The sequence below is a fragment of the Streptomyces sp. NBC_00873 genome, from assembly GCF_045207415.1.
GTDB lineage: Bacteria > Actinomycetota > Actinomycetes > Streptomycetales > Streptomycetaceae > Streptomyces.
In genome coordinates, this window is record NZ_CP108804.1 from 120,934 (window position 1) to 143,580 (window position 22,647).

A 22,647-nucleotide genomic window follows, 5' to 3' on the forward strand; every position below is an offset into this window, starting at 1 on the left:
GATTGGAGTCGATATAATGGATTTTTATGGCCAGGGATCTAGAGATCGTACTGCTGCGGTCGTTCGTTACCGCTGTGCGGGCGGGCAGCATCAGCCGCGCCGCAAGCGCGCTGGGGCAGAGCCAGCCCGCGCTCAGCCAGCAGTTGCGCAAGCTTGAGAACACCGTCGGTAGCCCCCTGCTCCTCCGGTCCACGACCGGCGTCTCGCCGACCCGCGCGGGTGACGAACTCCTGCCATACGCGGAGCGCATCCTCTCGCTCTCCGCGCAGGCACTCACCGAAGCCGGCCGCGCACTGACCGGCCACTGCGGCGTCGGGTTGCTCGAAGACCTCGCCGCGTCCCAGCTTCCGCAGGCCCTCGCCGACCTCGCCCGGCTGCATCCAGGCGCGACGCTTGAGGTGCTCAGCCTCTCCGGCGACGCGAGGCGCGAGGCGTACGACGCGGGACGCGTCCAACTCGTGCTCGACGAGGCGGCGGACGTTCCCGGCCGGCCGCGCTGGACGGTGCGCCGACCGCTGGTCTGGGCGGTCGGCCAGGGTGTGGACTTGGCTGCCGATCCGCTACCCGTGGTGCTGTTCTCGGGCCCGTGCACATGGCGTGCGTCGGTGCTGGAAGGGCTGGAAGGTGCCGACCGCCGCTGGCGGGTTGCGTTCGAGAGCAACAGTCTCGTCGGTGTGCTCGCCGCGGTGCGGGCCGGGCTCGGCGTTACGGCGGTGCTGCCCGGGAATCTCGAACCGGCCATGGCGTGCCACGACGCGGACGCCCTGCCCAGCCTGCCGGACATCGAACTCGGCCTGGCCAGGCACCCGCGGACCGAAGGCGATCCGCTGGTCGATGCCGTGGAGACCGCCCTACGACGCATGGTCTGAGCGGCGCCGCCCTCTGCCCGTCGAGTGCCGCTCGAATCTGACCGAACCACTCGGTGTCCAACCGCCGCCCGTCGGCGTTGTCCGGTCATGGGTGGGGTGATGTCAGCAGGTGATCCGAAGTGGATCGAGTCGTTCGTCGGGTTGATCCCGGTGCAGTTCGGGTGCCGTTAACGAGCGGCGAACCAGGTGACGAGTAACTCGCCAGTAGCTTTGGGACCGAAGGTTGGAGACGTGAGGAACCCCGGCGGGTGCCGCCGGGGTTCCTCGCTGTCAGATCACGCCGCCGAAGCCTTGGGCGGCAGTTCGGTGTCGGGCCAGGTGATGAAGGCGAGCGCGGAGCCGTCAAAGTGTTCGCGGACGCGGGCCTGGATGGCGCGGCGTTCGTGACCGGGGGCGAAGTCGTGGGTGGTGTTCTCGCCGCAGCCGCACGCGCAGTCGCGGGTACCGAAGGGGGCTTCTTCGGGCAGGTTGCCGTACTTGATGCGCCCTCAACGCGGCGGGCTGCTGCCGCAAGAACTTCTCCGACAAGAAGTCCGGCAAGAACGACCTGCGCCCGGTCCACGCTGCTGAAGCGGCTGAGGTCGGGCTCGCACAAGAACTCCACCTACACCGCGTTCCGCGAGGTCGGCCGTGTGATCCGCACGGTGCAACTGCTGCGCTGCCTCTCGGACGCGCCGCTTCGCCGACGGGTGACGGCCGCGACGAATAAGGTCGAGTCGTTCAACCGGTTCTCCCAGTGGGTCGGCTTCGGCAACCAGGGCGTCTTCGCCGACTCCACCCACGAGCTCGCCGACGAACCCGACGCCTACGACCCGCGCCTGGACGTCGACTTCACCCCGATCCGCGGCGACGGCCCGCCGGCCGACGGCTTCGGCCAGGCCGCGTGAGCCAGCCGAGGGCCGGATGCCTGAGGTGGGATGGCACGTAGTAGAGCACCTCACGGAGCCCTGGCACCGCGGAGCCCTGGCACCGCGTCCGAGGGCTGATCCCGGGGACCGGGTTGAGGTCACAGCAATCGGTCGACCAGCCCGTCGACGTAGTCCGGGGTGAGCCCCATGCCGAACAAGACGCGGATATACATCGGGGCCAGGATGTGGTCCAGCACGCCGAACGCGTCGGGTGCGTGCTCGCCACGTTCGCGGGCGCGATCGAGCATGAACTGCAGTTGCCGCATGCGTTCGGCGCGGAGGTCGTCACCAGCCTGCAGGCCCTCCTGACCGTTGCTCGACAGGGCGACGGCCAGGCGCACCACCGCCAGACCGTCGGGTCCGGTGATCTCGCGGGCCACGTTGGCCGCGTAAGTGCGCAGGTCGCCGGCCAGGCTCCCGGTGTCGGGCATCGGCGACCGCGCATTGAGGCGGGTGAGCGCCACGTCGGTGAGCAGGGTTTCCAGGCTGCCCCACCGGCGGTAGATGCTGCTGTCGGCTACGCCCGCGCGGGCTGCGACCTCGCCGACGGTGAAGTTGCCGTAGCCGCGCTCACTGATCAGGTCGGTGACGGCCTGGTGCACCTCCGCGCCGACGCGGGCGCTGCGCCCGCCGGGCCGCCGAGCTCGCTGTCGCTCGTTCATACCCCCACCTTAACGCAGTCATGACTTGCGTTTGCGAGGCAACCCTCCTTACAGTCGCCTAACGCAGTCGCTGACTGCTTTAGAGCGCTCAGGTGTATCGCCACCCGCGTCGACCGTGGCCGGGCGCAACTAACGATTGAGAGGAATCCCCATGGCTGCATCGCATGCGGCCGTAGGCAGTCGACCAAACCGGGCCGTGCTGCTCACGGTGACCTGCCTAGGCCAATTCATGGTCCTGCTCGACAACACGATTGTTGGAGCAGCGCTGCCCGATATGCAGCACCGGCTGCACACTCAGCTGACCGGTCTGCAATGGATCGTCGACGCGTACGTACTGCTGGTCGCCATGCTGCTGCTGTCCGGCGGTATCTTCGCCGACCGGTTCGGCCGCAAGCGGGTGTACCTGACCGGCGTGGCGGTGTTCACCACCGCGTCGGTGCTGTGCAGCCTCGCACCCTCGGTCGGCTGGCTGGTCGCCGGCCGGGTGCTGCAGGGCATCGGGGCCGCGGCGCTGAGCCCTGCCTCGCTCGCCCTGCTCGCCGCCGCCTATCCCGTGCCGCAAGAACGAATCAAGGCGATCGGGCTGTGGGCCGGATTCAGCGGAATCGGTCTGGCCGCAGGCCCCGTGGCCGGCGGCGTGCTGACAGATGCCTTCGGCTGGCCCGCCATCTTCCTGGTCAATCTGCCCATCGGTGTGGTCCTTCTGCTGGTCGGTCTGCGCAGCCTTGAAGAGGCCCGCAATCCGAGCGCCCCCGCAATCGACATCCCGGGGACGGTGCTGTCCGTTCTGGGGGTGGGGGCGCTGACCTACGGGCTGATCGAGGGTGGTGCCCGCGGCTGGACGTCGCCGGTGATCCTGGGAAGCTTCGCCGCCGCGGTGATCCTCCTCGCCGCCTTCGTCGCCGTCGAAGCGCGTCGCTCCGCACCGATGCTGCCGCTGCGGCTGTTCCGGCAGCGGCTGTTCACCGTGTCCAACACCGCCATGATCGTGGTGGGGTTCGCGCTCATGGGCTCGTCGTTCTTCTTCTCCCAGTTCTTCGTGTACGTCCAGGGCAGCTCGATCCTGCGCGCCGGCCTGCAGACCCTCCCCACCTCCCTCGCCATGGTGATCGTCAGCCCGTACGCGGGCCGGCTCGCCGCCCGGTACGGCTTCCGAATCGTGGTCACCACCGGCCTGGCCCTGGCCGGCCTGGGACTGCTGGCGCTCGGCATGGTGCACGCCGACACCGGCTACGGGAACGTGTGGTGGCGGCTGGGAGTCGTCGGCATCGGCTTCGCCCTGACCATGTCCCCACTGACGGGAGCCGCCATCCAAGCAGTCAGCCCGCAGGAAGGCGGCCTCGCATCAGGCATCAGCAGCACCACCCGGCAGATCGGCGCGGTGCTCGGCGTGGCGGTACTCGGAGCCATCGTCCGCACCCGGCAATCCGGCGGCGCCTCCTTCGAGACCGGCCTCAACAGCGCCTTCCTCGCTGCCGGCACCGTCACTTTGGCCACCGCCGTGTTCACCGGCCTGTGGCTGGCGAGGTCCAGGCCCGCGGAAGGCTCCGCGGCCCCGCAACGTTCCACCGATCCAGATGCGGTCACCACCTCGAACGAGGCATCCGCGAACAGCCGTTGACGGCGACACCGACCTTGGCCGGGAGGCGTCCCGCCGGATGATCCCCCGGCGGGACGCCTCCCGGCCAGCAGGATGATGCTCCGCGCCTCTCACAAATGACCATCTGTGAGAGTTCTGAGAACGGCCCCCGGGTGATCACGTTTCCGCAGGTCGCCACTCGCAAAAGTCCCCTCAAAACCTGCACGTTGTGCGAGGCATTTCTGAGAGACTTCCCGCATGGACCTCACGCCCGATCAGGCAGCACTTGCGGTAGAACGTCACAACTGCCCGAACTGTGACGCGCCCGCCGGCAGCGCCTGCCGCACCCGGGGCGGGAAGACCGCCGCGAAGTACCACACCCCGCGCTTCGTCCTCGTCCCCGCGCTCCGCGAGGAACTGGAGATCCCCGTCCCCGCCGACCGCGCCCCCGGCCGCGCGTGGAAGCAGCAACCGGCGCTCGCGATCGTGCCCGCGCCCCGCACTGAGCGGCCGGTACGGATCGGGTACGCGAGGACGTCGACCGCCCGGCAGGAGCTGGCGAGCCAGCTCGAAGCCCTGCACCGGGCGGAGTGCCACAAGGTCTTCAAGGAGCAGATCAGCACCCGCGTCAAGGTGCGGCCCGAGCTGGAGAAGGCGCTCGCGCTGGCTCACCAGTTCAAGGAGGCCGCGCCCGAGACGCCGGTCATCTTCACGGTGCACGAGCTCAAGAGGCTGGCGAGGAACGCGGCCGAGCTGATGAGCCTGTCCGCCGAGCTCCAGGCCGGCGGCATCCAGCTCGAACTCCTCACCGGGCCGCTCACCGGGATCTACGACCCCAACGGCATGGGCGCGATGTTCTTCGCCGTGCTCGCCGTCGCCGGGCAGATCGAGCGCAACTACATCCGGGAGAAGACCCTCGAAGGGCAGGCCATTGCCGCATCCAAGGGCAACCACGGCGGACGGCCGAAGGTCATCGACGACGACATGCTCACCTTCGCCGTCGCCCTGAAGGACAAGGGCATCCCCGTCCCCGAGATCGCCAAGAAGCTCACCATCAAGGTCGGGAAGAACGCGGGCAAGCACCCCTCGGTCGCCTCGCTCTACCGGGCGCTCGCGGAAGCCGAGGCCGCCGCGGTGGACGACGGCCTGCCGCTCCGGCCCAAGCCCGCCCGTATCCGTCGGCCCGAGGACCCGCTCAGCGCCGAGGAGATCGACCTGCGCGCTCGGCTCCAGTCCCAGCCCCACCCGAACGCCGAGATGCGGTAGGGCCTGCGCTGCGTGCTACCGCCCAGGGACCAAGATCAAGTGCTTAACGCCAACGGCTGTACCGATGGTCCCCAAGGCCGGTCATCTGACATGACCAGCCTGATTCCTTTCGACTTGACGCATACCGATATCGGCATATGATCGCCCCATGGCACGAGCAGCGACGACGTCGGACGTCTTCAACGCGATCGCCGAGCCGCAGCGCCGGGAGATCCTGGTACTGCTGCGGGCGGGTGAGCGGTCGGTGACCGAGTTGGCCCAGGAGTTGGGGATGACCCAGCCGGGGGCGTCCAAACACCTGCGGGTGCTCCGGGAGGTCGGGCTGGTGCGCGACCGCAAGGCAGGCAAGCAGCGCCTGTACGGCCTTGACGCCAGCGGGCTGCGGCCCGTCCACGAGTGGACCGGCGGTTTCGAGCAGTTCTGGAACGAGAGCTTCAACCGACTGGACGCCTACGTGCAGGACCTGAAGCAGACAAGGAAAGCGGAGTAGCTGATGAGCACGACAGAACAAGGAACGCCGGCGCAGTCGGCGACAGCCGACCGCGAGATCGTCATCTCCCGGATCATCGACGCCCCACGGGAGCTGGTGTTCGAGGCGTTCACCGACGTCCGACACCTGTCGCGATGGTGGGGACCGGAAGGGTTCACCACCACCACGCGGGCGTTCGAGTTCCGCGTCGGCGGAGGGTGGGACTTCGTGATGCACGGACCGGACGGGACGGACTACCAGGAGTGGATCACCTGGACCGAGCTCGCCCCACCGGAACGGATCGCGATGCTCCACGGTGAGACCCGCGACGACCCGAACGCCTTCGAGTCGGTCCTGACGTTCGAGCCCGACGGCACGGCGACCCGGATCGAGATGCACACGGTGTTCCCCACCAAGGAGCAGCGCGACGAGGCGGTCGAGAAGTACCACGCGATCGAGGGCGGCCAGCAGACCCTGAGCAACCTGGCTACGTACGTCACCGAGATCGTTCGGAAGGGAGCGGAGGGCTGATGGCCGGGAAGGTGTTCTTCAGCGTGTCGATGTCGCTGGACGGTTTCATCGCGCCCGAGTCCCCCGAGGAATTGATGGGGCAGCTATGGATGGAACTGCAGCAGTGGATCTTCCCGCAGCGGTTCTTCCGGGAGAACCTGAAGCTCGGCGAGGGCGGCGAGGAAGGGCGCGACAACGACATCGCGCGGGAGACGTTCGAGCGCACCGGCGCGAGCGTGATGGGCAAGCGCATGTTCGACGCCGGCGAGCAGATGTGGCCGGAGGAGGCGCCGTTCCACACGCCGGTCTTCGTCGTGACGCACACCAAGCGTGACCCCTGGGAGCGGCCGGGCGGGACCACGTTCCACTTCGTCAACGACGGCATCGAGTCCGCCCTCGACCAGGCCCGCGAGGCCGCCGGCGACCGCGACGTCCGCATCGCGGGCGGCGGCGCAACGATCCTGGAGTACGTGAACGCCGGCCTGATCGACGAGTTCTCGATCGCGCTCTCACCCGTGCTGTTCGGCTCCGGAATCCGCCTGTTCGAGGGCGTGGACGCCGGCCGCGTGGCCCTGGAGCAGGTCCGCGCGGAGCCCTCCCCGAGGGTGACGCATTTGACGTACGCCGTCCGAGAGCGGTAACTGTCCCGAACTCAGCGCTCTCCCGCCGAGGTCAGCTGCCCGCGGACGGCCCGGCCCGCCCTGGCGGCGACGACGGATGGCGATACGTGCTCACCTATGGGGGCGGGGAGCTGGCCATGTACGCCGACACGGTGTCCGCTGCTGTCCGCAGTGATCCCCGGCTACGACAAATTTCCCAGCAACGAGAACGGCGACGAAGCAGCGTTCGTGGCTCGCTACGAGGCGGCGATCGAGCTGGCCAACCTGGTGCAGACCGGCTGGTGATCGACGCCACCGAGAACGACGGCTGGTCACCGGAGCAGGTCACCGCCAGGCCCTGACGGGGCCATACGCTCCAGGCGTCCGGACGGGGAGAGTGACGGCCTTCGTCCGGGCGTCACTACCAGGTCCGCCGCCCGGCCGGACTGTTTCGCAGATATCTGCCTGCGCTGTACACCGGCGCCTCTACCGTCCAGCCCGAATGCTGATCACGGGGGTGGCGGAAGGGGCTGGTGTGGGGCGGGATCTGGGTCTGGACGGGGTGGTGGACCACTTCACCCTGTCCGGCGACGAGGCGGGCTGGTTACGGAACAAGACCGGCGCCACGAGGCTGGGCTTCGCCGTCCAGCTGAAGTTTCTGACCTGGCGCGGCCGGTTTCCCAAGATGCGTCTGGAGCTGCCGCCCGATGCGGTCGAGCATGTCGCCAAGCAGGGCTCCTCGGCGTGCTCGACTTCCGCTCCTCCAACGACCAGCACAAGCCCGTCATGGACGCGTTGAAGCTGATCGAGCGGCACAAGGACTCCTCCACCACCTACCTTCCCCTCGGCGAGACCATCCCGCTCGAAGGCGTCGTACGCAAGGACTGGATGGAGTTCGCGATCTTCACCCCCGACAAGGAACCCAAGCGAGTCTTGCGCACCGTGTACGAGGCGTGCGTCTTCCAGGCCCTGCGCGACCGGCTGCGCTGCAAGGAGATCTGGGTCGTCGGCGCCGACAAGTGGCGCAACCCCGACGATGACCTCCCGGACGACTTCGAAGTCAGGCGCGCGGAGTACTACGAGAAGCTCAACAAGCCGCGCGAGGCGAAGGTGTTCACCGCCCAACTCCAGGCCGAGATGCGCGCCGAGCTCGGCGCGCTGGACACCAAACTGCCGAAGCTGCCGTGGGTGACGATCAGCGGCAAGCACCGCAACGGCGCGATCAAGTTCACCGAGCCCGAGCCGCAGAAAGAGCCCAGCCTCTACCAGTAGACCGCCGGTTCGTACACTGCGAGGGTGGAAGACCATACGGCCACCAGGATCGATGCACGTCCGGCGCCCGCCTTGCGGCGGTACGTCTGCTCGTATGTCGGTTTCGATCTTCGTGGGTTCCCGGCGGGGGTGCACTGCGGTCCGCCGGGCCGCGTGCTCACTGCGGTGATCAGTCTGTCCGGCCCTTTGGAGGTGGCGGCGGGCGTCGACGACGGGTCACCGGTCACCCGATTCGGCAGCGTGGCCGGCGGTCTGATGCGCCGGTCCGTCGCGATCCACCACGACGGACGCCAGGAAGGCGTGCAGGTGTCGCTGACACCGCTCGGGGCCCGGGCCGTCTACGGCATGCCCGCCGCTGATCTCGCCCACCGACTGGTCCCACTCGACGAGCTTCTCGGAGCGCTCGGCGTCGAGCTGGTCGACCGGCTCCGCGCGGCGACGACATGGGCCGCGCGGTTCGCCGCGCTGGACGAGTTGCTCCTGCGAGCCGTCGGCCGCGGCGCCGGCGGCGACCGCGTGTCCCGGGTGCGCCCCGAGGTGGCCGAGGCCTGGCGCCGCCTCTTGGCCGCGCGGGGCCGCGTCCAGGTTGGGGCGGTCGCCGCAGAACTGGGCTGGAGCCGTCGGTACCTCACCGAGCGGTTTCGCGGTGAGGTGGGCCTGTCGCCGAAGACCTTCGCCCGGGTTCTGCGCTTCGAGCACGCGCACGAACTGGCCACCGCGCACGACCCGCTTCCGTGGGCCGATGTGGCGACCGTCTCCGGCTACGCCGACCAGGCCCATCTCGTCCGGGACTGGAGCGAGTTCACGGGCCGATCGCCGACAGCATGGCGTCGCGGCGAAGTCCTGCTCGGGACCGGGTAGTCGCCGACCGGCCGCCCATCGCGTCGGCTTTCGTTCCCTTTCCTTCAAGACCACCCGATTGCCGTCCTGTGACGATCGTCGGCATGAGACTCGTCAATCACGAACCCAACGCCATCGACCTGCGGACCACCCCCGTGCACCTCGGGCTGGGGTCGAGAGCGAAACCCGTCGAGGGCTTCGCCTGGGACCCGGAGGTGCTCCATGCCTACAGCGCCGCGGTCGCGGCGGACGGCGCCGAGGGCCGGATGGTGACGATCTTCGACGGCGACGGCCCCGGCGACCATTGGGAGCGCCACCCCGCCGGCGACGAACTGGTCGTCTGCCTCAGCGGGTCGGTGGCGGTCACCCGCGATGTGGACGGAGTGCCCGACCGGGTTGTGCTCGGGCCGGGCGAGGCCACCGTCAACCCGGCCGGGACATGGCACGCGGTCGACATGGCGGGGCCGGCGTCCATCCTGACCATCACCGCTGGCCTCGGCACCGACCACCGTCCCCGGACCGAAGCCCGCCCGACCGAGCACGCCGGCACGTCCGGCCCGCGAACACCGTGACGACCCGTGTCGCGTGCCTCGGCGACAGCCTCACCCGCGCGCAGCTCAGCGTCGACTACCTGGACCTTCTCGAACGACGCCGCCCTCCCGGCGACGTACGGCTCGCCCGCTTCGGCGTCAACGGCGACTTCGCCCACAACCTCTCACGGCGCCTCGATGCCGTCGTCGCGGACCCACCCGACGTGATCACCGTGCTGATCGGGACCAACGACGCCCGAGCGAGCCTCGCCGGCTACCCCGTCGAGCGGGCCATGAAGCGCAAACAACTCCCCGAGCGCCCGTCGGCCGGCTGGTTCCAGCAGTGCCTGGGAGCCGTCGTCGAACGGCTGCGAACGCAGACCGACGCGACGATCGCTCTGCTGTCCCTCCCGGTCCTCGGCCAACAACTCGACGGAGCCGCGGCGCGGGCATCACAGGCGTACAGCCGCATGATCGCCGAGGTCGCCACCACCAACAAGGCGACCTACCTCCCGCTCCACGAACGCCAGACCGAGGAACTACGCCAGGCGGACCCGCCGCCGATCCCCTACCGGGACCCGACGCCCGCGGCGAGCGTCAGCGTCCTCGTCCGGCGCGCCGTGCTGCGCCGCAGCCTCGACACGATCTCGCGGCGCCGAGGTCTCGTGCTCACGACCGACCACATCCACCAGAACAGCCGCGGCGCCGCCCTTGTCGCCGAGGTCATCGACACCTGGCTCCCGACCCGGAGCGCGTAGCCGGTTCCGGCGGCGGCCCCTTTCCTGCGTATTCGGTTCCCACCCCTACCGGGGCAGGCAACGACGACCGGACCATCTCGAACGCTCTCGGCTACCACGACAAAACCACCACCCGCCGGCTCAACGAGACCGGCGGGACCTGGAGCCGATACGCCGTTGGGGATCACACACACGGTCACCGGCAGGTTGGGTTCCACGGGGAACTGGCGACAGTTGATTACGAGAGTCCGCCAGTAGCTGTACAGCGGTACCGCTGTACCGCTGTACCGCTGTACCGCTGTACCGCTGTGCCCCAAGGCCGGATCTACCGAATCTCGCTGACGACGTGGGGGTGGCTGTTGGCCGGCGAACCGGCGCCGACCGGACCAGCCCGCCGGGGCGCGAAGCCGCTCGTCTTCCCCGTCGCGGCGATCGACGACCCGACGCTGCCGGAGGTGCTGGCCGAACTGGCGGCGGCGCGGGCGGACGAGATGGACGCCGACACCGTCAACCGAGAGCTGTCCATCGCGCGCAAGGCGATCGGCTGGTGGCAGCGCCAGGGCTGGATCGAAGGCGCTCCGACGATCGGCATCGAGCGGCGGCCGGCACCGCCGGACCGCACCAAGGCCCTCGCCGAGTGTCAGTGATCGAAGTCGGCTGCGCGGATGTCCGTAGTCCCGTGCACTGCGGTCTTGTGGCTGATCGTCACTCCGCCAGTAGCTTCTTTTGGAAGACCGTGGAGCTGTGCCGGACTCCCATACCCACGCTCAGGTACAAGTTGAGTGCGCCGGTTTCTGAGTGCGTCCCGAGAGTGCACGCCTGCCGTCCCTGCTGGTGGAAGCTGCGGAACGCGGTACGGAGCAGGAGACGGGCGATGCCCCGGTTGCGGTGATCGCGGCGGACCGCGACTTGTTCGATGTAGCCCTCGCCGGTGTCTGGGAGATCCAGCGAGACAGCAACGCCGACCAGTTGGCCATCGGCGAACGCCAGCGCTGACATCGCGGGGGCGAAGGTGGGGCGTTCGACGGTGTGCCGGGCCCACTCCTGGTAAGTCTTGCGCCGCTGCTGCCATTCGTCGAAGGCATCCTCGACAACTTGGTGTGCGTCGTGCTCGTCGCCAGGGCCGAACGGCCGGACCGTGATGCCCGCCGGAGGCTCGGGCACGGTCGGTTCCTCCGGCATGAGGAACTCGAGCAGCCATTCGGTCACCATCGGCTCGTATCCGCGCGAGCGCAGCAGAGCGACAGCATTTCTGTCGTTGTCCGGGACGGTCTGGACGATTCGCGTGCTACCCGTCTGCCGGGCGCGGGCCTCGGCCCAGTCCAGGAGCGCACCGCCCAGGCCGCGGCCGCGGTGCTCGGGGTGGACGTCCACCTCCGAGCGCCGGTTCACCCAGGCCCGAGCGGCCAGCTGCCCTGCCCAGTCGTGGATCTGTCGGGTATCCAGCTCTGGGGTCAGACCCGGTCTGGCCAAGTCGGCGGCGATGCGACCGAGATCGGAATGCACCTGCCCGTAGAGCTCCCGCTCGCAGGCCGTGACCAAGCGATGGATATCGCCGAGGTCGTCGGCAGTGGTCGGGCGCGCTCGGTATCCCGGCGGCAACCCCAGCATGAGATCTGACAACTGTGGACACTCCTCCCCAGGCGGCAGTACCGCAGATCGATCCCGCCTCGTAGTCCAGTGACCAGCGTAAAGAAAGAGGTTCGACACGTCATCACGATCCCTCGGTCGAGGCAGCGGGGCTCACTTCCGCCAGGTAGCGGTGCAGGGAGGTCTTGGGGATGCCGGTCTTGGCCGCGATCTCGCCGAGGCTGCTGCCTTGCTGCTTCAGTAGCCGCGCGTACTCGATCTTGTCGGCAGGGTGGGCGACGGGTCGGCCGATACGGCGGCCGGCTGCTTCGGCGACGGCGCGGGCGTGGGCGGCGCGTTCTGCGGTGAAGGTGCGCTCCATCTCGGCGAACAGGGCCAGCAACAGGAAAGCGATGCGGCCCAAGCCCTCGTCGGCGGTGTTGATCGGCAGGGGGTCGGCCAGTGAACGGACCCCGATCTGCTTCTCGTTGAGCTCGTAGACGAGGTTGAGGACTTCGCGCAGGTTCCTTCCGAGCCTGTCGAGCGTGTAGACCACGATTGTGTCACCGGGCCGGGCGTAGGCGAGCAGATCGGTCAAGCCGGGGCGCTCGACGGTGGCCCCGCTCTTCTTGTCGGCGTAGATCCGTTCGCCCGGGATGCCCGCTGCCCCGAGGGCGTCGAGTTGGCGCTCCAGACTCTGTTTAGTGGTGGAGACACGGGCGTACCCCAGTTCGAGGCCGCCGGAGGGGTAACGGTTGTCGGTTCCCATGGGCTCGAACCGTACCGGAAGTCGGCTCCGTACGAGCCTTCCGGAACGTTCCTTGTGGAACGATTTTCGGAACGATCGGCGGTGCGATCGGCCCAGGATGCACGCCTCCTGACGGAGCGTGTGATGTCCCGTTCCACTTCCAAGGATGTGGAACGCGGGGTCAGGCAAGATCGACGCGGCCGAGATCGCGGGCAGTCGGGATGAACTCGGCTGGTACGCCGACGCCGAACAAGAAGGCGCGTTCCTCCTCGAACCGGTCGAGGGTCCGGCAGCCGAGGGTGAGCAGGATCAAGAGCTGCCGGGCGGCGTCACGGTCGGTCCGCGCCAGATCGAGGGCCGCCTCCATCTCGGCCATGGCCTCCTGCCAGGAGCTGCGGTGCGGGGAGGGCCGGTCGCCATCGTAGACGTGACGGTGCTCCCGCCGCAGTGTGGGGGCGAGGCGCCCGAAAGCGATGACGGTCCCCTCGGCGACCAACTGCAGGGCGGTACCGGCGGCGTGCAGCATCGCCTCCTGGACGCTCGGCTCCAGATGCTCGTAGGGCCGCCAGGTGGTCAGCCCGGCGCGTTCTTCGCGGCCGGCGGCCTGCCAGACCTGTTCCAGCGTGGCCCGGCCGTGGCTGCTTCGGCCGCTCAGGGAGAGACTGACCTCGTCCAGCAGGCAGCGCAGCAGCCGGAACCACACCCCGGCGTGCACGCTGCGGCCCGGCAGGGTGACCCGCCCGGTGGTGAGCCCTTCGTAGGTGTAGCGGTCCACGGTGGCCAGCGGTTCCTCCAGTGGCACTTCCGGTCCTTCGCCGCCGAGAGTGACCTGCAGCTCGACTGCGGTGGCGTCTTCCAGGCGGCACCCGTGCTCGACGCAGCCGGTCATCAGCGGTAGCCGCCACAGCAGGGTCCGCCCTCGCCCGGGGTCGGCGGCGCACCCTGGGCAGGCCCGGTGCAGCGGCCAGGCTCCGAACCACGGTCCCGGCCAGCGCTTCCAGCGGTTGACCCGGTTGGTGCAGGCCTCCCCGGGGGCCAGGAGCACGGAGTTATCCCGGACATAGGCGTCGAACATCGGCTGCGTGTCCTGGATTGGCACGGTGAGCTTGTCGAACAGCCACGGCTCCCAGCCGGCCAGGGTCATCGCCCGCAGATGGGCGAGCTCGGTCCCGGTGCGTTCGGCCAGCGCGGTGAGCATTGCCATCGGCGGGTCGTAGTCCAGGTCGGCCGGGACGTCCAGGTCGACCAGGCCGATGTTGCGGGTGAGCAGATCCTTCACCGGCATCTCGTACAGGCGGGCCAGCCGGTCCAGCCACGACGACAGCGACTCCAGAAGGCCGGGCTGCGGGTGCAGCGGCCAGCGCCGTACCGGGTTCACGTCAGCTCGCGCTCGAACAGCCGGCGCCGCTCGGTCGGCCCAGCGTACGGCGCCAGCAGCAAGGTGCGCTGGTTGATGGCCTCCTCGCCGGACTCGATGGCGGCCACCGCGGCGTCGGTGAGCAGATGGGCCAGCTCGCCGATCGTGCCCTCGCTGCGGGTGAGCAGGTAACCGGTCATCTCGGCGGAGGTGATGGGCGAGGGCCCGCGCAGCGGGAACGAGGCGGCGAAGCTGGCCAGTAGTGAGCAGGCGTCGGCGTCCGCCTCCCAGCGGGGCAGCGTCAGCGGCGCGAACCGGTTCTCCAACTGGTCGTCGGCCCGGATGGCCAGGTAGGCGTCCCAGGTGCCGACGCCGACCAGCGGGATACGCAGCTCGTTGCCCAGGAACCGCAGCAGGTTCAAAAACTCCCGGCGGCGGTCGCCGCGTCCGCCGAGAATGTTGTGCAGCTCGTCGATCACCAGCATCCGAACCCCGGCCGACCGCAGCAGCCGCAGCGCCAACTGCTCCACGTCGGCCAGCCGATAGCGGGCTCGGAGCGGGGCGCCGAGCCCGGCCAGCAGCGCGGTGTAGAAGCGGATCACCGACGGGTCGGAGGGCATCTGCACCGCCAGCACCGGGATCTCCTCGCGGTCCGGGTGCGAGATTGGCGGGTGGGTGCGGCGGAACTTCTCCACGATCATCGACTTGCCGTTGTTGGTCGGTCCGATCAGCAGCAGGTTCGGCATGCGCTGCTTGGACGGCCAGGCCAGCAGCGTCTCCAGCCGCTCCAGCGTCGCGGTGGCGCGCGGGTAGCCGATCCACCGGTCCGCCCGTATGTACCGCAGCCGCTCGGCGTCCGGCAGCCGCGCGATCTCCTGCGCGGCCGGGTGCAGGTGCGACAAGTCCGTCGGCCCGTCCTCGTTCACCACTGCTCGATCACCTCGAACGGCCTGGCCGCCGCCTGCCCGTCTGAGCCGGTCGGCGGGGCAGGCGGCTTGGGCGGAGGTGCCGGGCTTGGCTGGGGCGGCGCCTCGGTGCGACGCTGGCGATCGCGGCGGGCCTTGCGCGTGCTGGCTGCGGCGACATCGGTGATCTCGCGCATCTGCGCCACCATGGCGAACAGCGCGTTCTCATCTACCTCGGCGCGGCCCAGCTCACGCAGCTGCGCGACGGCAGCCTTCTGCTCCCACGCGCTGATCGGCGGCCTCGACAGCGTCCGGTAGGGAATCTCCACGTAGGCGTCCTGGTCCGGGTCCAGGGCCCAGATGCGGCTGATGTCGCGCGGATCGCGACGCAGGACGAAACGGCCCAGTTCTTCGCGGCGGGCGATCCACGGCTTCAGCGCATCGCTGTAGTACTGCACGTGGTCGATGACGAACCCCGACCGCGACAACGTCCGGCGGAGTACCGGCAGGAAGTCCACCAAGAATGCGGCCTCATTGGTCACCGTCACCGGCGTGGCCACCGCGGCCATCTCCGCCCAGACCCCCGCCGGGGTGCGGCCCAGCGCCTCGTGCACCTGGCCGTGGTAGCAGGCCACCGCCAGGGCCAGCCACCGCTGCAACTCCCGCAGGGTCAAAACGGCCCTGGCGTCGCTGTCGTAGGCGCCGCGCTCGGCGGTGCTGGAGAACGTGGTGCCCGGCAGCTCGTGGACCATCTCCATCATCGTGCCGATCAGCCGCTCGATGATCCCGCCGAAGTGCGGCTGGCCGGGCGGCCGGTAGCGCAGCTTGATGCCGTGCTGGTCGCAGCCGCGGCGCAGGGCCTCGCTCTTGAACTCCGCGGCGTTGTCCACATACAACTCGCGCGGCTTGCCGCTCATCGGCCACGCCGCCTCCGTCTCCAGCCGCTCCAGCCACGGCCGCTTGTCGGTGGCCGCATGCGCCAGGCACAGCCCGACCGAGGTCGCCGACGGCGCCTCCAGCGTCACCACCAGACCCACCACACACCGGCTGACCACATCGATCGCCGCAGTCAAATACGGCCGACCGATCGGCAGCCGGTGCTGCTCGTCGACCACGATCACATCCACCGGCGTGTGGTCGATCTGGACCTGCTCCAACACCTCGGTGACCTCCGGCGGCACGCCGCCCGCCGATCGCAGCGGTCGGGTTGCCTCGCTTCCTTCCCGCGCGCTGGTGGAGGCGACCGGGTCCAGCCGCGCGATCCGACGCCGCACCGTTCCCCGTGAGGGGACCCGCAGGCCGCGAGCCCGGCACTGGCGTGTGATCTCCCGGCAGACCACTGCGATGGTGCGGCGCTGCCGCGTCAGGTACCGGGTGCGCAGAACCTCCTGAACGATCGTCTCGACCTCGTCGGGCAGACGCCCACCGCCGCGTCCGCCGCTGGAGCGGCCCGGCAGGAGATCCGATACCACCCCTTCACCCGCCCGCCACCGTCCGACCAGCACGTACACCTGGCGCCGGGAGATCTGGAGCATCGCGGCGGCCCCATCCGCGTCTGCCAGCCCCACCGTGTCCTTCTCGGCGAGCGGCCCTATCACTTCGGCCTGCCGCACCGCGGCATCCCACAGCCCGTCTGGCGCGGTCAGCACCCCGCGCTCGGCCACCGGTCCATCGACCATCCGGAAGCCCCCCCGTCGCGCACACGACTATGGCCAAGTCGACCGTAGTGCAGGCGGCTTCGGGGTGTCCGGCGAGTTCGCACTTCTCTGCACGCGACGGCGAATCCCCAGCTCATCCATGCAGGCGACTACGGACATTCACAATCGAACCAGTGACCGAACTCGGGAGTGGGGGCGCGCTCCGGCTGCCGCGCGCCCGGGTGGTGCCCCTGTCCGCCCCGCCGTCGTCGTACACCGCGGCGATCGAGCGGTACCTCACCGGCGCGGGCATCGCGAAGTCCTCCGCGCGGATCTACCGGATCTCGCTGACGACATGGGGATGGATGTTCGCCGGCGAACCGGCGCCGACCGGACCCGCCCGCCGGGGCGCGAAGCCGCCCGTCTTCCCCGTCGCGGCGATCGACGACCCGGCGCTGCCGGAGGTGCTGGCCGAGCTGGCGGCGGCCCGTGCGGATGAGATGGACGCCGACACCGTCAACCGGGAGCTGTCCATCGCGCGAAAGGCGATCGGCTGGTGGCAGCGCCAGGGCTGGATCGAAGCCGATCCCACGATCGGCATCGAGCGGCGGCCGGCACCGCCGGACCGCACCAAGGCCCTGGCGCAGAACCAGATCGCCGCCCTGTGGAGCCTGGACGTCGCCCTACGGGAGAAGACGCAGTGGAAGATGCTCTACGAATCGGCGGCAAGAGCCGATGAGGTGCTGTGCCTGAACGTGGAAGACCTGTACCCGCAGGACAAGCGGGGGAAGATCACCGCCAAGGGCGGGGCGGCGGAGTGGATCCACTGGCAGTCCGGCACCGCCCAGCTGCTGCCCCGCCTCATCGCCCGCCGCACCCGCGGCCCGCTGTTCCTCACCGACCGCAAGGCCCCGGCCGGAACACCCACGCTCGACGTCTGCCCGGAGACGAGCCGGGCCCGGCTCTCCTACCGCCGCGCTGAGGAGATCTTCAAGGAGAACACCCGGCTGCTGGCCAACCCGCTCGCTTCGCCCGAGGACATCGAAGATCTGGACGGCTGGACGCTTCACCGGCTACGTCACAGTGCACTGACGCACGACGCGGAGGACGGCACCTCTACCCCGATGCTGCTGGCCCGCTCCCGCCACGCCTCCGTCCGCTCCCTGGAGCGATACGCCCGCCCCGGCGTCGACTCGGTCGCCCGACACGTCGCCGAACGCGACCCCGCTGCACGCCGCCGCACGTAAATCCGAGCAGATCAGGGCTTCAAGATCATCCCGTTGCCCCTTTGGCGCGTATCTCGGTCACACCCCTTCTTCGTCGGCATGCACCACCACCGCGGCTCCGCCGCGACACCGCGGCCCCGTGGCCAGGCCCGACGGGGGCGCCCACGCAAACCGCCACCGCCCGCTGCAGTCCGTCCGGTCAGCCGCTGGCGCCAGCCGGTCCTGTTCGACGGCGTCCCCCGCGACTACAGCCGCTTCGCTCACGATGTGCACGCGAATCCCGAGAACCCCTGGCTGGCCTGGGGACGCTACCTCGCGCACGGCCTGGCCGAGGCCCGCGGCTGGAGCCGCCGCGTCCGTCTCGACGTGGACCGGGCCCTGGTCGTGCTGCTGTCCCCGCACACCGAGGCCGACGTCATCCGCTACTCGGAGATCATCGCGCCGCTGCGGGCCCTGGACAGCAGCATCGAGCGGACCGCCGAGGTCCTGGAATCGATGAACATCCTGCTCGACGACCGCAGGCCGTCCTACGAGGACTGGCTGGAGAAGCGGCTCGACGGCCTAGCCGCCGGAATCCGCCGGGAGGCCGAGCGCTGGAACCGCACCCTGCGCGACGGCGGACCCCGCACCCGCACCCGCGACCAGTCCACCGTCTGGGCCTACCTCAATGCCGTACGCCCCGCCCTCCTGGAATGGTCCGAGCGCTACGACCACCTGCGCGAGGTCACCCGCGACGACCTCCTCGCCCACGCCAAGACCGTCCACGGGCACAAGCGCCACCAGACTCTCGTCGCTCTGCGGTCCCTGTTCGGCTGGGCAAAGAAGAGCGGCATCGTCTTCCGCAACCCGACCTCCCGCATCAAGGTCGGCACGTTCGAGTACGCCGTCCTGCAGCCCCTGCTGCCCCGACAGGTGGCCCAGTCCGTCGAAGCGGTCCGCAGCCCGGCCGCCCGCGTCGCCCTCGCGCTCGCGGCCGTCCACGCCGCCCGGGCCGGAGCCATCCGCGCTCTCCACCTGGACGACGTGGACCTGGGCAACCGCCGGCTCACCATCGCCGGACGTCGCCGCCCCATGGACGACCTCACCCACCAGACGCTGCTGGCCTGGCTGGACCACCGGCGGCAGCGCTGGCCGAACACCGCCAACCCCCACCTGCTCATCAACCAGATGACCGCGCTGGAGACCGGGCCGGTCAGCGGCTGGTGGATCAAACACGAACTCCACGGCCAGGACGCCACCCTGGAACGGCTCCGCGTCGACCGCCAGCTCGAAGAAGCCCTCGCCCACGGCCCCGACCCGCTCCACCTCGCCGAGGTCTTCGGCCTGGACGAGAAGACCGCGATCCGCTACGCGGATTCCGCACGGGCCCTGCTGGAGCAGGCCGCCGAGGTCGGCCCTGTTGGGGCTCCTCGAAAATTCGAAAATCTCCAGGGCCCCTCGCGTTCTCTACTTGATTTGAGGGGCTCAACAACAGGTCGGGGCCTCTCCTCGCGGCGCCCCTGTGACCCTGGCTGAGCGTCATCGCTTTGGGGCGGCGCCGCCGGTTGTCTCAGCGGCTGGTTGGTGCGTTCCAGTCGACCAGTTGGACGATGACGCCATTGGGGTCGCGGACCTGAAAGGCGCGCTCGCCCCACTCCTCGTCGGTCAGCGGCATGGTGATCGCGACGCCTTCGGAGCGCAGGCGCGCCAGCTCGCCTTCGAGGTCCTCGACGACGAAGGCGAGGATCAGACCTGCGGTGTGCTCGTCGCGCTGGTCTGCCGGGAGGGTGTCCAGCCCCCGCCGCAAAAAGATGACGTTCATGCCGACGTCGTCGCGCGTCAGGGACGCGAAGCCGTCGGCGGCCATCTCCTCGCGGAACCCGAAGTGCTCGACGAGGAAGGCGCTGGATGCGGGGACATCGTCGACGTTGAGCGACACGGCACTAGAGGTGATCTTCATGAAAACTCCTCCAAGATCGCACTGAGCACATTCTCTATACGCAGTATAATATACATCGTACAGAGTTAGGTTGCGAGAGGATGACCCCGTGCCAACGGAACGAACCAGCTCGGGCGACCCGGCCCACACCCTGCAACTGCTGTGGCGCGGCTCCTCCTCTGACCGTCGCCGAGGACCGCGACGGGGGCTGAGCATCGACGCGGTGGTCGAGGCTGCCACCGCCATCGCCGACGCTGAAGGCCTGGACGCGGTGACCATGCGCCGGGTGGCCAAGGAACTCGGCGTGGTGCCGATGACGCTGTACACCTACGTCCCCAGCAAGGCCGAGCTCTTCGACCTCATGCTCGACGCCGCCTACGCCCGCATGCCCCGCACCGACACCACCGGACAGCCCTGGCGCCAACGCGTCACCGCTATCGCCGAGGAGAACAAAGCCCTCTTCGAACGCCACCCATGGGCCGCGGCCGTCTCCACCGTCAGGCCTCCGCTGGGGCCGGGGCAGATGTCAAAGTACGAACACGAACTTTCTGGGCTCGACGGCCTCGGCCTCAGCGACGTCGAGATGGATGACTGCCTGACCCACCTACTCACCTTCGTGCAGGCATGCGCCCGCGCCGTCGCCGACGCCCGCGCCGCACAGCACGACAGCGCCCTGAACGACCAACAATGGTGGGAGCTGAACGCCCCGCTCCTCGCCCGGGTCCTCGACGAGAACGCCTACCCCACTGCCGTCCGCGTCGGCGCAGCCGCAGGCGCAGCACACAGCAGTGCCTACGACCCCGCCCACGCCTACTCCTTCGGCCTGCAACGCGTCCTCGACGCCTTCGCCGCCCTGATCGACCGAAGCGGAGACGCGAAGACATCGACTTCATCGCACCGGCACGACATTGCCCCGTGAACCTGCCCCGTGAGCCGGAGCACCTGTTGCCGATGCTCCGGCTGGGGAACTCGGTGAGGAGGTCTGACTCTTCTCCGAGCACGGGGTGGTGCAATCAGCCTCATCAGTCCAGCGAGTTGAGTACGAACCCGCGGGCTCATCGCCCAGCATCAGGGGGTCGTACCCGCGGGTTCGCGTTGAAGTACCTTCAGTTTCCATGAACCTGCGGGCTTCAAGGGGTCCCAGTAGTTCTCGCGGAGAAAACAACGCTAAGCCGTGCGGCAGCCTCTGATCTGGGCTGATGCTCGGGGAAACGGCGTGGTGATCACGGGCGGGTCGGTAGCGTCGCCGTCATGTTGAGTGCCGACGAGCCGCCGCTGAACGACCTGAGTGACGAGCAGATCCAAAAGCTCCTGGGCGAGATCGCCCCGAAGGTAAAGGAGCTGATGGAGGGGGTCACCCTCGCGATCGACTACTACAAGGAAGGCGGCTATGACCGGGAGACGTGGAATCGGCTCTGCGACGGGCTCGCGCACGAGGCGATGAACCTGATGATGGCGCTGTCCGCTCCGGCGCACCCGTACCTGGCCCGGGACTGCGAGCGGGCCGTACGGGAGGCCGCGGGCATCACGCCGCGCGAGGGCGGGATGCGCGAGGCGCTCCAGCAGCAGGTCGCCAAGGGGCTGCTGATGTCCGTGCTCACCTGGCAGAGCCGAGGCTTAGGACTCCTTACACAATGAGCTACCGGGAATGACTGTCTGTCAGAGAGACGTGGGGGTAAGGTGCGTGACGGCACGCGGCCGACCCGACCTGCGACGGTTACTGCGCAGGAGAACTACACGCATGCTGTTCGGTGCCGTTCTCTGATCCCGTTGAGTAGTTCGGGACGGGGACCGGGGATGTGGGCAGGTGCCAGGTGAGAATCCAGCCGGCGGTAAGCGCCGCCGCGCCGCCTGCCAGGGCGATTGCGCCGCCTGTTCCGATGCCTGCGGCCACCGAGCCGAAGCAGACCGGCCCGACGCCCTGAAGCGTCATGCTGCCGGAGCCGAGCAGACCGAAGGCCTGGCCCTGGCCATCCTGCGGCAGGGCGTCCAGGAACGGCCGTTGCAGGCCGAGACCGTAGGCGAATCCGAAGCCGCAGAGCAGCAGCAGACAGGACGAGACGCCCACTCCGGGCTCGGCAGCGAAGCCGACCAGCGGCAGTCCCATCAGCGCAATCAACGGGACTACCAGTCGCTCCCGGGTGGGCGGCTGTAGCAGTCGCCCCACCAGCAGGTCACCGACAAGCATGCCGACCGGCAGACAGCCCATCAGCACCGCGTACCAGCCGGGCGCGAAGTGGCGTCCTCCCGCGTAGGCGACGATCAGACCTTCCGCGCCCGCTACGAACGCGGGCGGTAGCCACTGGGCCAGCATCAGGCGTCGTACCGTGTGTCCGCGCAGCAGCAGGCCGGCACCGTGCAGGCTTGCCCGGACGGCCCCGCCATCGCCCCGAGCGCTGCCAGGTGTGCTGCCGAACTCTCCCGGCTGCAGCCGGGGTAGCCGGATGTGGATAGCGAGCGCGCAGCCGAGGTAGAGGGCGGCGCTTACCGCGAGCGCCCGGTGCGGGCCGAGAACCGCGACGACCGCACCTCCCAGTGCCAGACCGAACAATTGCGCGCCGGAGGCAGCGATGTTGTTCAGTGAACGGCCAAGTACATAGGCGTCGCCCTCCAGCGACTGCGCGACCAGCCGACTCGACGCGCCGTGAAACACCGGTGTGGCGAGGGCGACCAGCGCCACGACACCGAGGCTTGCCGCGACCGGCATCCGCACCAGGGCGAGCAGCAGGGCGGCGGCGCACGTCAAGGCGTAGCCGCCGGTGATGAGCGCGCGGGGCGGCAGTCGGTCGGCCAGTGAGCCCAGCAGCAGCGAGCCGAACAGCTGCGGGAGGAAGCCGATGCCGAAGGCCAGTGCGCTCAGCAGCGCGGAGCCGGTGGCCGAGAAGACCAGAACCGAGAACGTGGTGATCCGCAGCGCGTCCGCAGTGATCGCGACGGTGCGGGTTGAGAAGAGCAGCCGGAATCGCAGCTCGGCCAGCACCTCCCGGTAGGTGGCACGGTGGTTGCCCTGCGCGGGCTCGGCGGTTGGGGTCATGACGCCCAGCCT

Annotated in this window: 24 protein-coding genes and 1 pseudogene; 17 read left to right on the plus strand and 8 right to left on the minus strand. The window is 69.3% G+C overall.

The genetic code is table 11. The features are described 5' to 3' along the window. The first annotated feature begins 26 nt into the window (after positions 1–26). Positions 27–869, plus strand: coding sequence for a LysR family transcriptional regulator (locus tag OH809_RS44270; protein WP_331743359.1), 843 nt, complete (start codon positions 27–29; stop codon positions 867–869). A 560-nt stretch (positions 870–1,429) separates the two neighbouring features. Continuing rightward, positions 1,430–1,645: pseudogene (locus OH809_RS44275) on the plus strand (Tn3 family transposase); the annotation flags it as partial. A 230-nt stretch (positions 1,646–1,875) separates the two neighbouring features. On the opposite strand, the gene OH809_RS44280 reads toward OH809_RS44275, so the two are convergent. Next, the gene (locus tag OH809_RS44280; RefSeq protein WP_331743365.1) at positions 1,876–2,439 is read right to left on the minus strand and encodes a TetR/AcrR family transcriptional regulator; all 564 of its coding nucleotides are present in this window, start codon (positions 2,437–2,439) and stop codon (positions 1,876–1,878) included. 151 nt (positions 2,440–2,590) lie between these two features. On the opposite strand from OH809_RS44280, the gene OH809_RS44285 reads away from it, so the two are divergent. From OH809_RS44285 to OH809_RS44335, 11 genes are all read left to right on the plus strand, one after another. Beyond that, complete coding sequence (locus OH809_RS44285; protein ID WP_331743368.1) at positions 2,591–4,060, plus strand: MFS transporter; 1,470 nt, start codon at positions 2,591–2,593, stop codon at positions 4,058–4,060. A gap of 216 nt (positions 4,061–4,276) precedes the next feature. After that, positions 4,277–5,284 (plus strand): recombinase family protein, encoded by a 1,008-nt coding sequence (locus OH809_RS44290; RefSeq protein ID WP_331743371.1) that lies wholly within the window; start codon positions 4,277–4,279, stop codon positions 5,282–5,284. A 148-nt stretch (positions 5,285–5,432) separates the two neighbouring features. Then, positions 5,433–5,774: a metalloregulator ArsR/SmtB family transcription factor gene (locus tag OH809_RS44295; RefSeq protein ID WP_331743374.1), complete on the plus strand. Its 342-nt coding sequence runs from the start codon at positions 5,433–5,435 to the stop codon at positions 5,772–5,774. Between the two features lie 3 nt (positions 5,775–5,777). After that, on the plus strand, positions 5,778–6,284 hold the full coding sequence (locus OH809_RS44300; protein ID WP_331743377.1) for an SRPBCC family protein: 507 nt from the start codon (positions 5,778–5,780) through the stop codon (positions 6,282–6,284). Continuing rightward, positions 6,284–6,904, plus strand: coding sequence for a dihydrofolate reductase family protein (locus OH809_RS44305; protein WP_331743380.1), 621 nt, complete (start codon positions 6,284–6,286; stop codon positions 6,902–6,904). The genes OH809_RS44300 and OH809_RS44305 overlap by 1 nt, the downstream gene beginning before the upstream one ends. 460 nt (positions 6,905–7,364) lie before the next feature. Then, a complete protein-coding gene (locus OH809_RS44310) occupies positions 7,365–7,661 on the plus strand; it encodes a DUF4158 domain-containing protein (RefSeq protein WP_331743382.1) in 297 nt (98 codons plus the stop codon). Continuing rightward, entirely contained in the window at positions 7,607–8,134 is a 528-nt protein-coding gene (locus OH809_RS44315) for a hypothetical protein (protein WP_406425551.1), read from the plus strand. The genes OH809_RS44310 and OH809_RS44315 overlap by 55 nt, the downstream gene beginning before the upstream one ends. A 24-nt stretch (positions 8,135–8,158) precedes the next feature. Beyond that, positions 8,159–8,995, plus strand: a complete 837-nt coding sequence (locus OH809_RS44320) for a helix-turn-helix domain-containing protein (RefSeq protein ID WP_331743387.1) — start codon at positions 8,159–8,161, stop codon at positions 8,993–8,995. 83 nt (positions 8,996–9,078) lie between these two features. After that, positions 9,079–9,546 carry a cupin domain-containing protein gene (locus tag OH809_RS44325; protein ID WP_331743391.1) on the plus strand — a complete coding sequence of 156 codons (468 nt, stop codon included), beginning with the start codon at positions 9,079–9,081 and terminating at the stop codon, positions 9,544–9,546. Continuing rightward, positions 9,543–10,262: a GDSL-type esterase/lipase family protein gene (locus OH809_RS44330; protein WP_331743395.1), complete on the plus strand. Its 720-nt coding sequence runs from the start codon at positions 9,543–9,545 to the stop codon at positions 10,260–10,262. The genes OH809_RS44325 and OH809_RS44330 overlap by 4 nt, the downstream gene beginning before the upstream one ends. A 338-nt stretch (positions 10,263–10,600) precedes the next feature. Continuing rightward, positions 10,601–10,888, plus strand: a complete 288-nt coding sequence (locus tag OH809_RS44335; RefSeq protein ID WP_406425645.1) for a hypothetical protein — start codon at positions 10,601–10,603, stop codon at positions 10,886–10,888. Between the two features lie 58 nt (positions 10,889–10,946). Here OH809_RS44335 and OH809_RS44340 read toward each other — a convergent pair whose 3' ends face one another. The 5 genes from OH809_RS44340 to OH809_RS44360 all read right to left on the minus strand — a co-directional run bounded on the left by OH809_RS44340 (position 10,947) and on the right by OH809_RS44360 (position 16,499). Continuing rightward, on the minus strand, positions 10,947–11,852 hold the full coding sequence (locus OH809_RS44340; RefSeq protein WP_331743401.1) for a GNAT family N-acetyltransferase: 906 nt from the start codon (positions 11,850–11,852) through the stop codon (positions 10,947–10,949). Between the two features lie 103 nt (positions 11,853–11,955). Next, on the minus strand, positions 11,956–12,579 hold the full coding sequence (locus OH809_RS44345; protein ID WP_331743404.1) for a recombinase family protein: 624 nt from the start codon (positions 12,577–12,579) through the stop codon (positions 11,956–11,958). Between the two features lie 160 nt (positions 12,580–12,739). Continuing rightward, positions 12,740–13,936 carry a TniQ family protein gene (locus tag OH809_RS44350; RefSeq protein ID WP_331743407.1) on the minus strand — a complete coding sequence of 399 codons (1,197 nt, stop codon included), beginning with the start codon at positions 13,934–13,936 and terminating at the stop codon, positions 12,740–12,742. Then, a complete protein-coding gene (locus tag OH809_RS44355; RefSeq protein WP_331743413.1) occupies positions 13,933–14,841 on the minus strand; it encodes a TniB family NTP-binding protein in 909 nt (302 codons plus the stop codon). Before OH809_RS44355 ends, OH809_RS44350 begins: the two co-directional genes overlap by 4 nt. Beyond that, positions 14,838–16,499 carry a Mu transposase C-terminal domain-containing protein gene (locus tag OH809_RS44360; protein ID WP_331743416.1) on the minus strand — a complete coding sequence of 554 codons (1,662 nt, stop codon included), beginning with the start codon at positions 16,497–16,499 and terminating at the stop codon, positions 14,838–14,840. The genes OH809_RS44355 and OH809_RS44360 overlap by 4 nt, the downstream gene beginning before the upstream one ends. Positions 16,500–16,651: 152 nt before the next feature. On the opposite strand from OH809_RS44360, the gene OH809_RS44365 reads away from it, so the two are divergent. Both OH809_RS44365 and OH809_RS44370 read left to right on the plus strand, forming a co-directional pair. Then, positions 16,652–17,704 carry a tyrosine-type recombinase/integrase gene (locus tag OH809_RS44365; RefSeq protein ID WP_331743418.1) on the plus strand — a complete coding sequence of 351 codons (1,053 nt, stop codon included), beginning with the start codon at positions 16,652–16,654 and terminating at the stop codon, positions 17,702–17,704. Between the two features lie 246 nt (positions 17,705–17,950). Beyond that, complete coding sequence (locus tag OH809_RS44370) at positions 17,951–19,198, plus strand: hypothetical protein (protein ID WP_331747980.1); 1,248 nt, start codon at positions 17,951–17,953, stop codon at positions 19,196–19,198. 34 nt (positions 19,199–19,232) lie between these two features. Here OH809_RS44370 and OH809_RS44375 read toward each other — a convergent pair whose 3' ends face one another. Next, entirely contained in the window at positions 19,233–19,622 is a 390-nt protein-coding gene (locus tag OH809_RS44375) for a VOC family protein (RefSeq protein WP_331743425.1), read from the minus strand. Positions 19,623–19,710: 88 nt separating this feature from the next. Between OH809_RS44375 and OH809_RS44380 the strand changes: the two genes are divergently transcribed. Then, positions 19,711–20,520, plus strand: a complete 810-nt coding sequence (locus OH809_RS44380) for a TetR/AcrR family transcriptional regulator (RefSeq protein ID WP_331743428.1) — start codon at positions 19,711–19,713, stop codon at positions 20,518–20,520. A 332-nt stretch (positions 20,521–20,852) separates the two neighbouring features. Next, positions 20,853–21,239, plus strand: coding sequence for a hypothetical protein (locus OH809_RS44385; RefSeq protein WP_331743431.1), 387 nt, complete (start codon positions 20,853–20,855; stop codon positions 21,237–21,239). Between the two features lie 79 nt (positions 21,240–21,318). Here OH809_RS44385 and OH809_RS44390 read toward each other — a convergent pair whose 3' ends face one another. Beyond that, positions 21,319–22,635, minus strand: coding sequence for an MFS transporter (locus tag OH809_RS44390; RefSeq protein ID WP_331743434.1), 1,317 nt, complete (start codon positions 22,633–22,635; stop codon positions 21,319–21,321). Between the last annotated feature and the right edge of the window lie 12 nt (positions 22,636–22,647).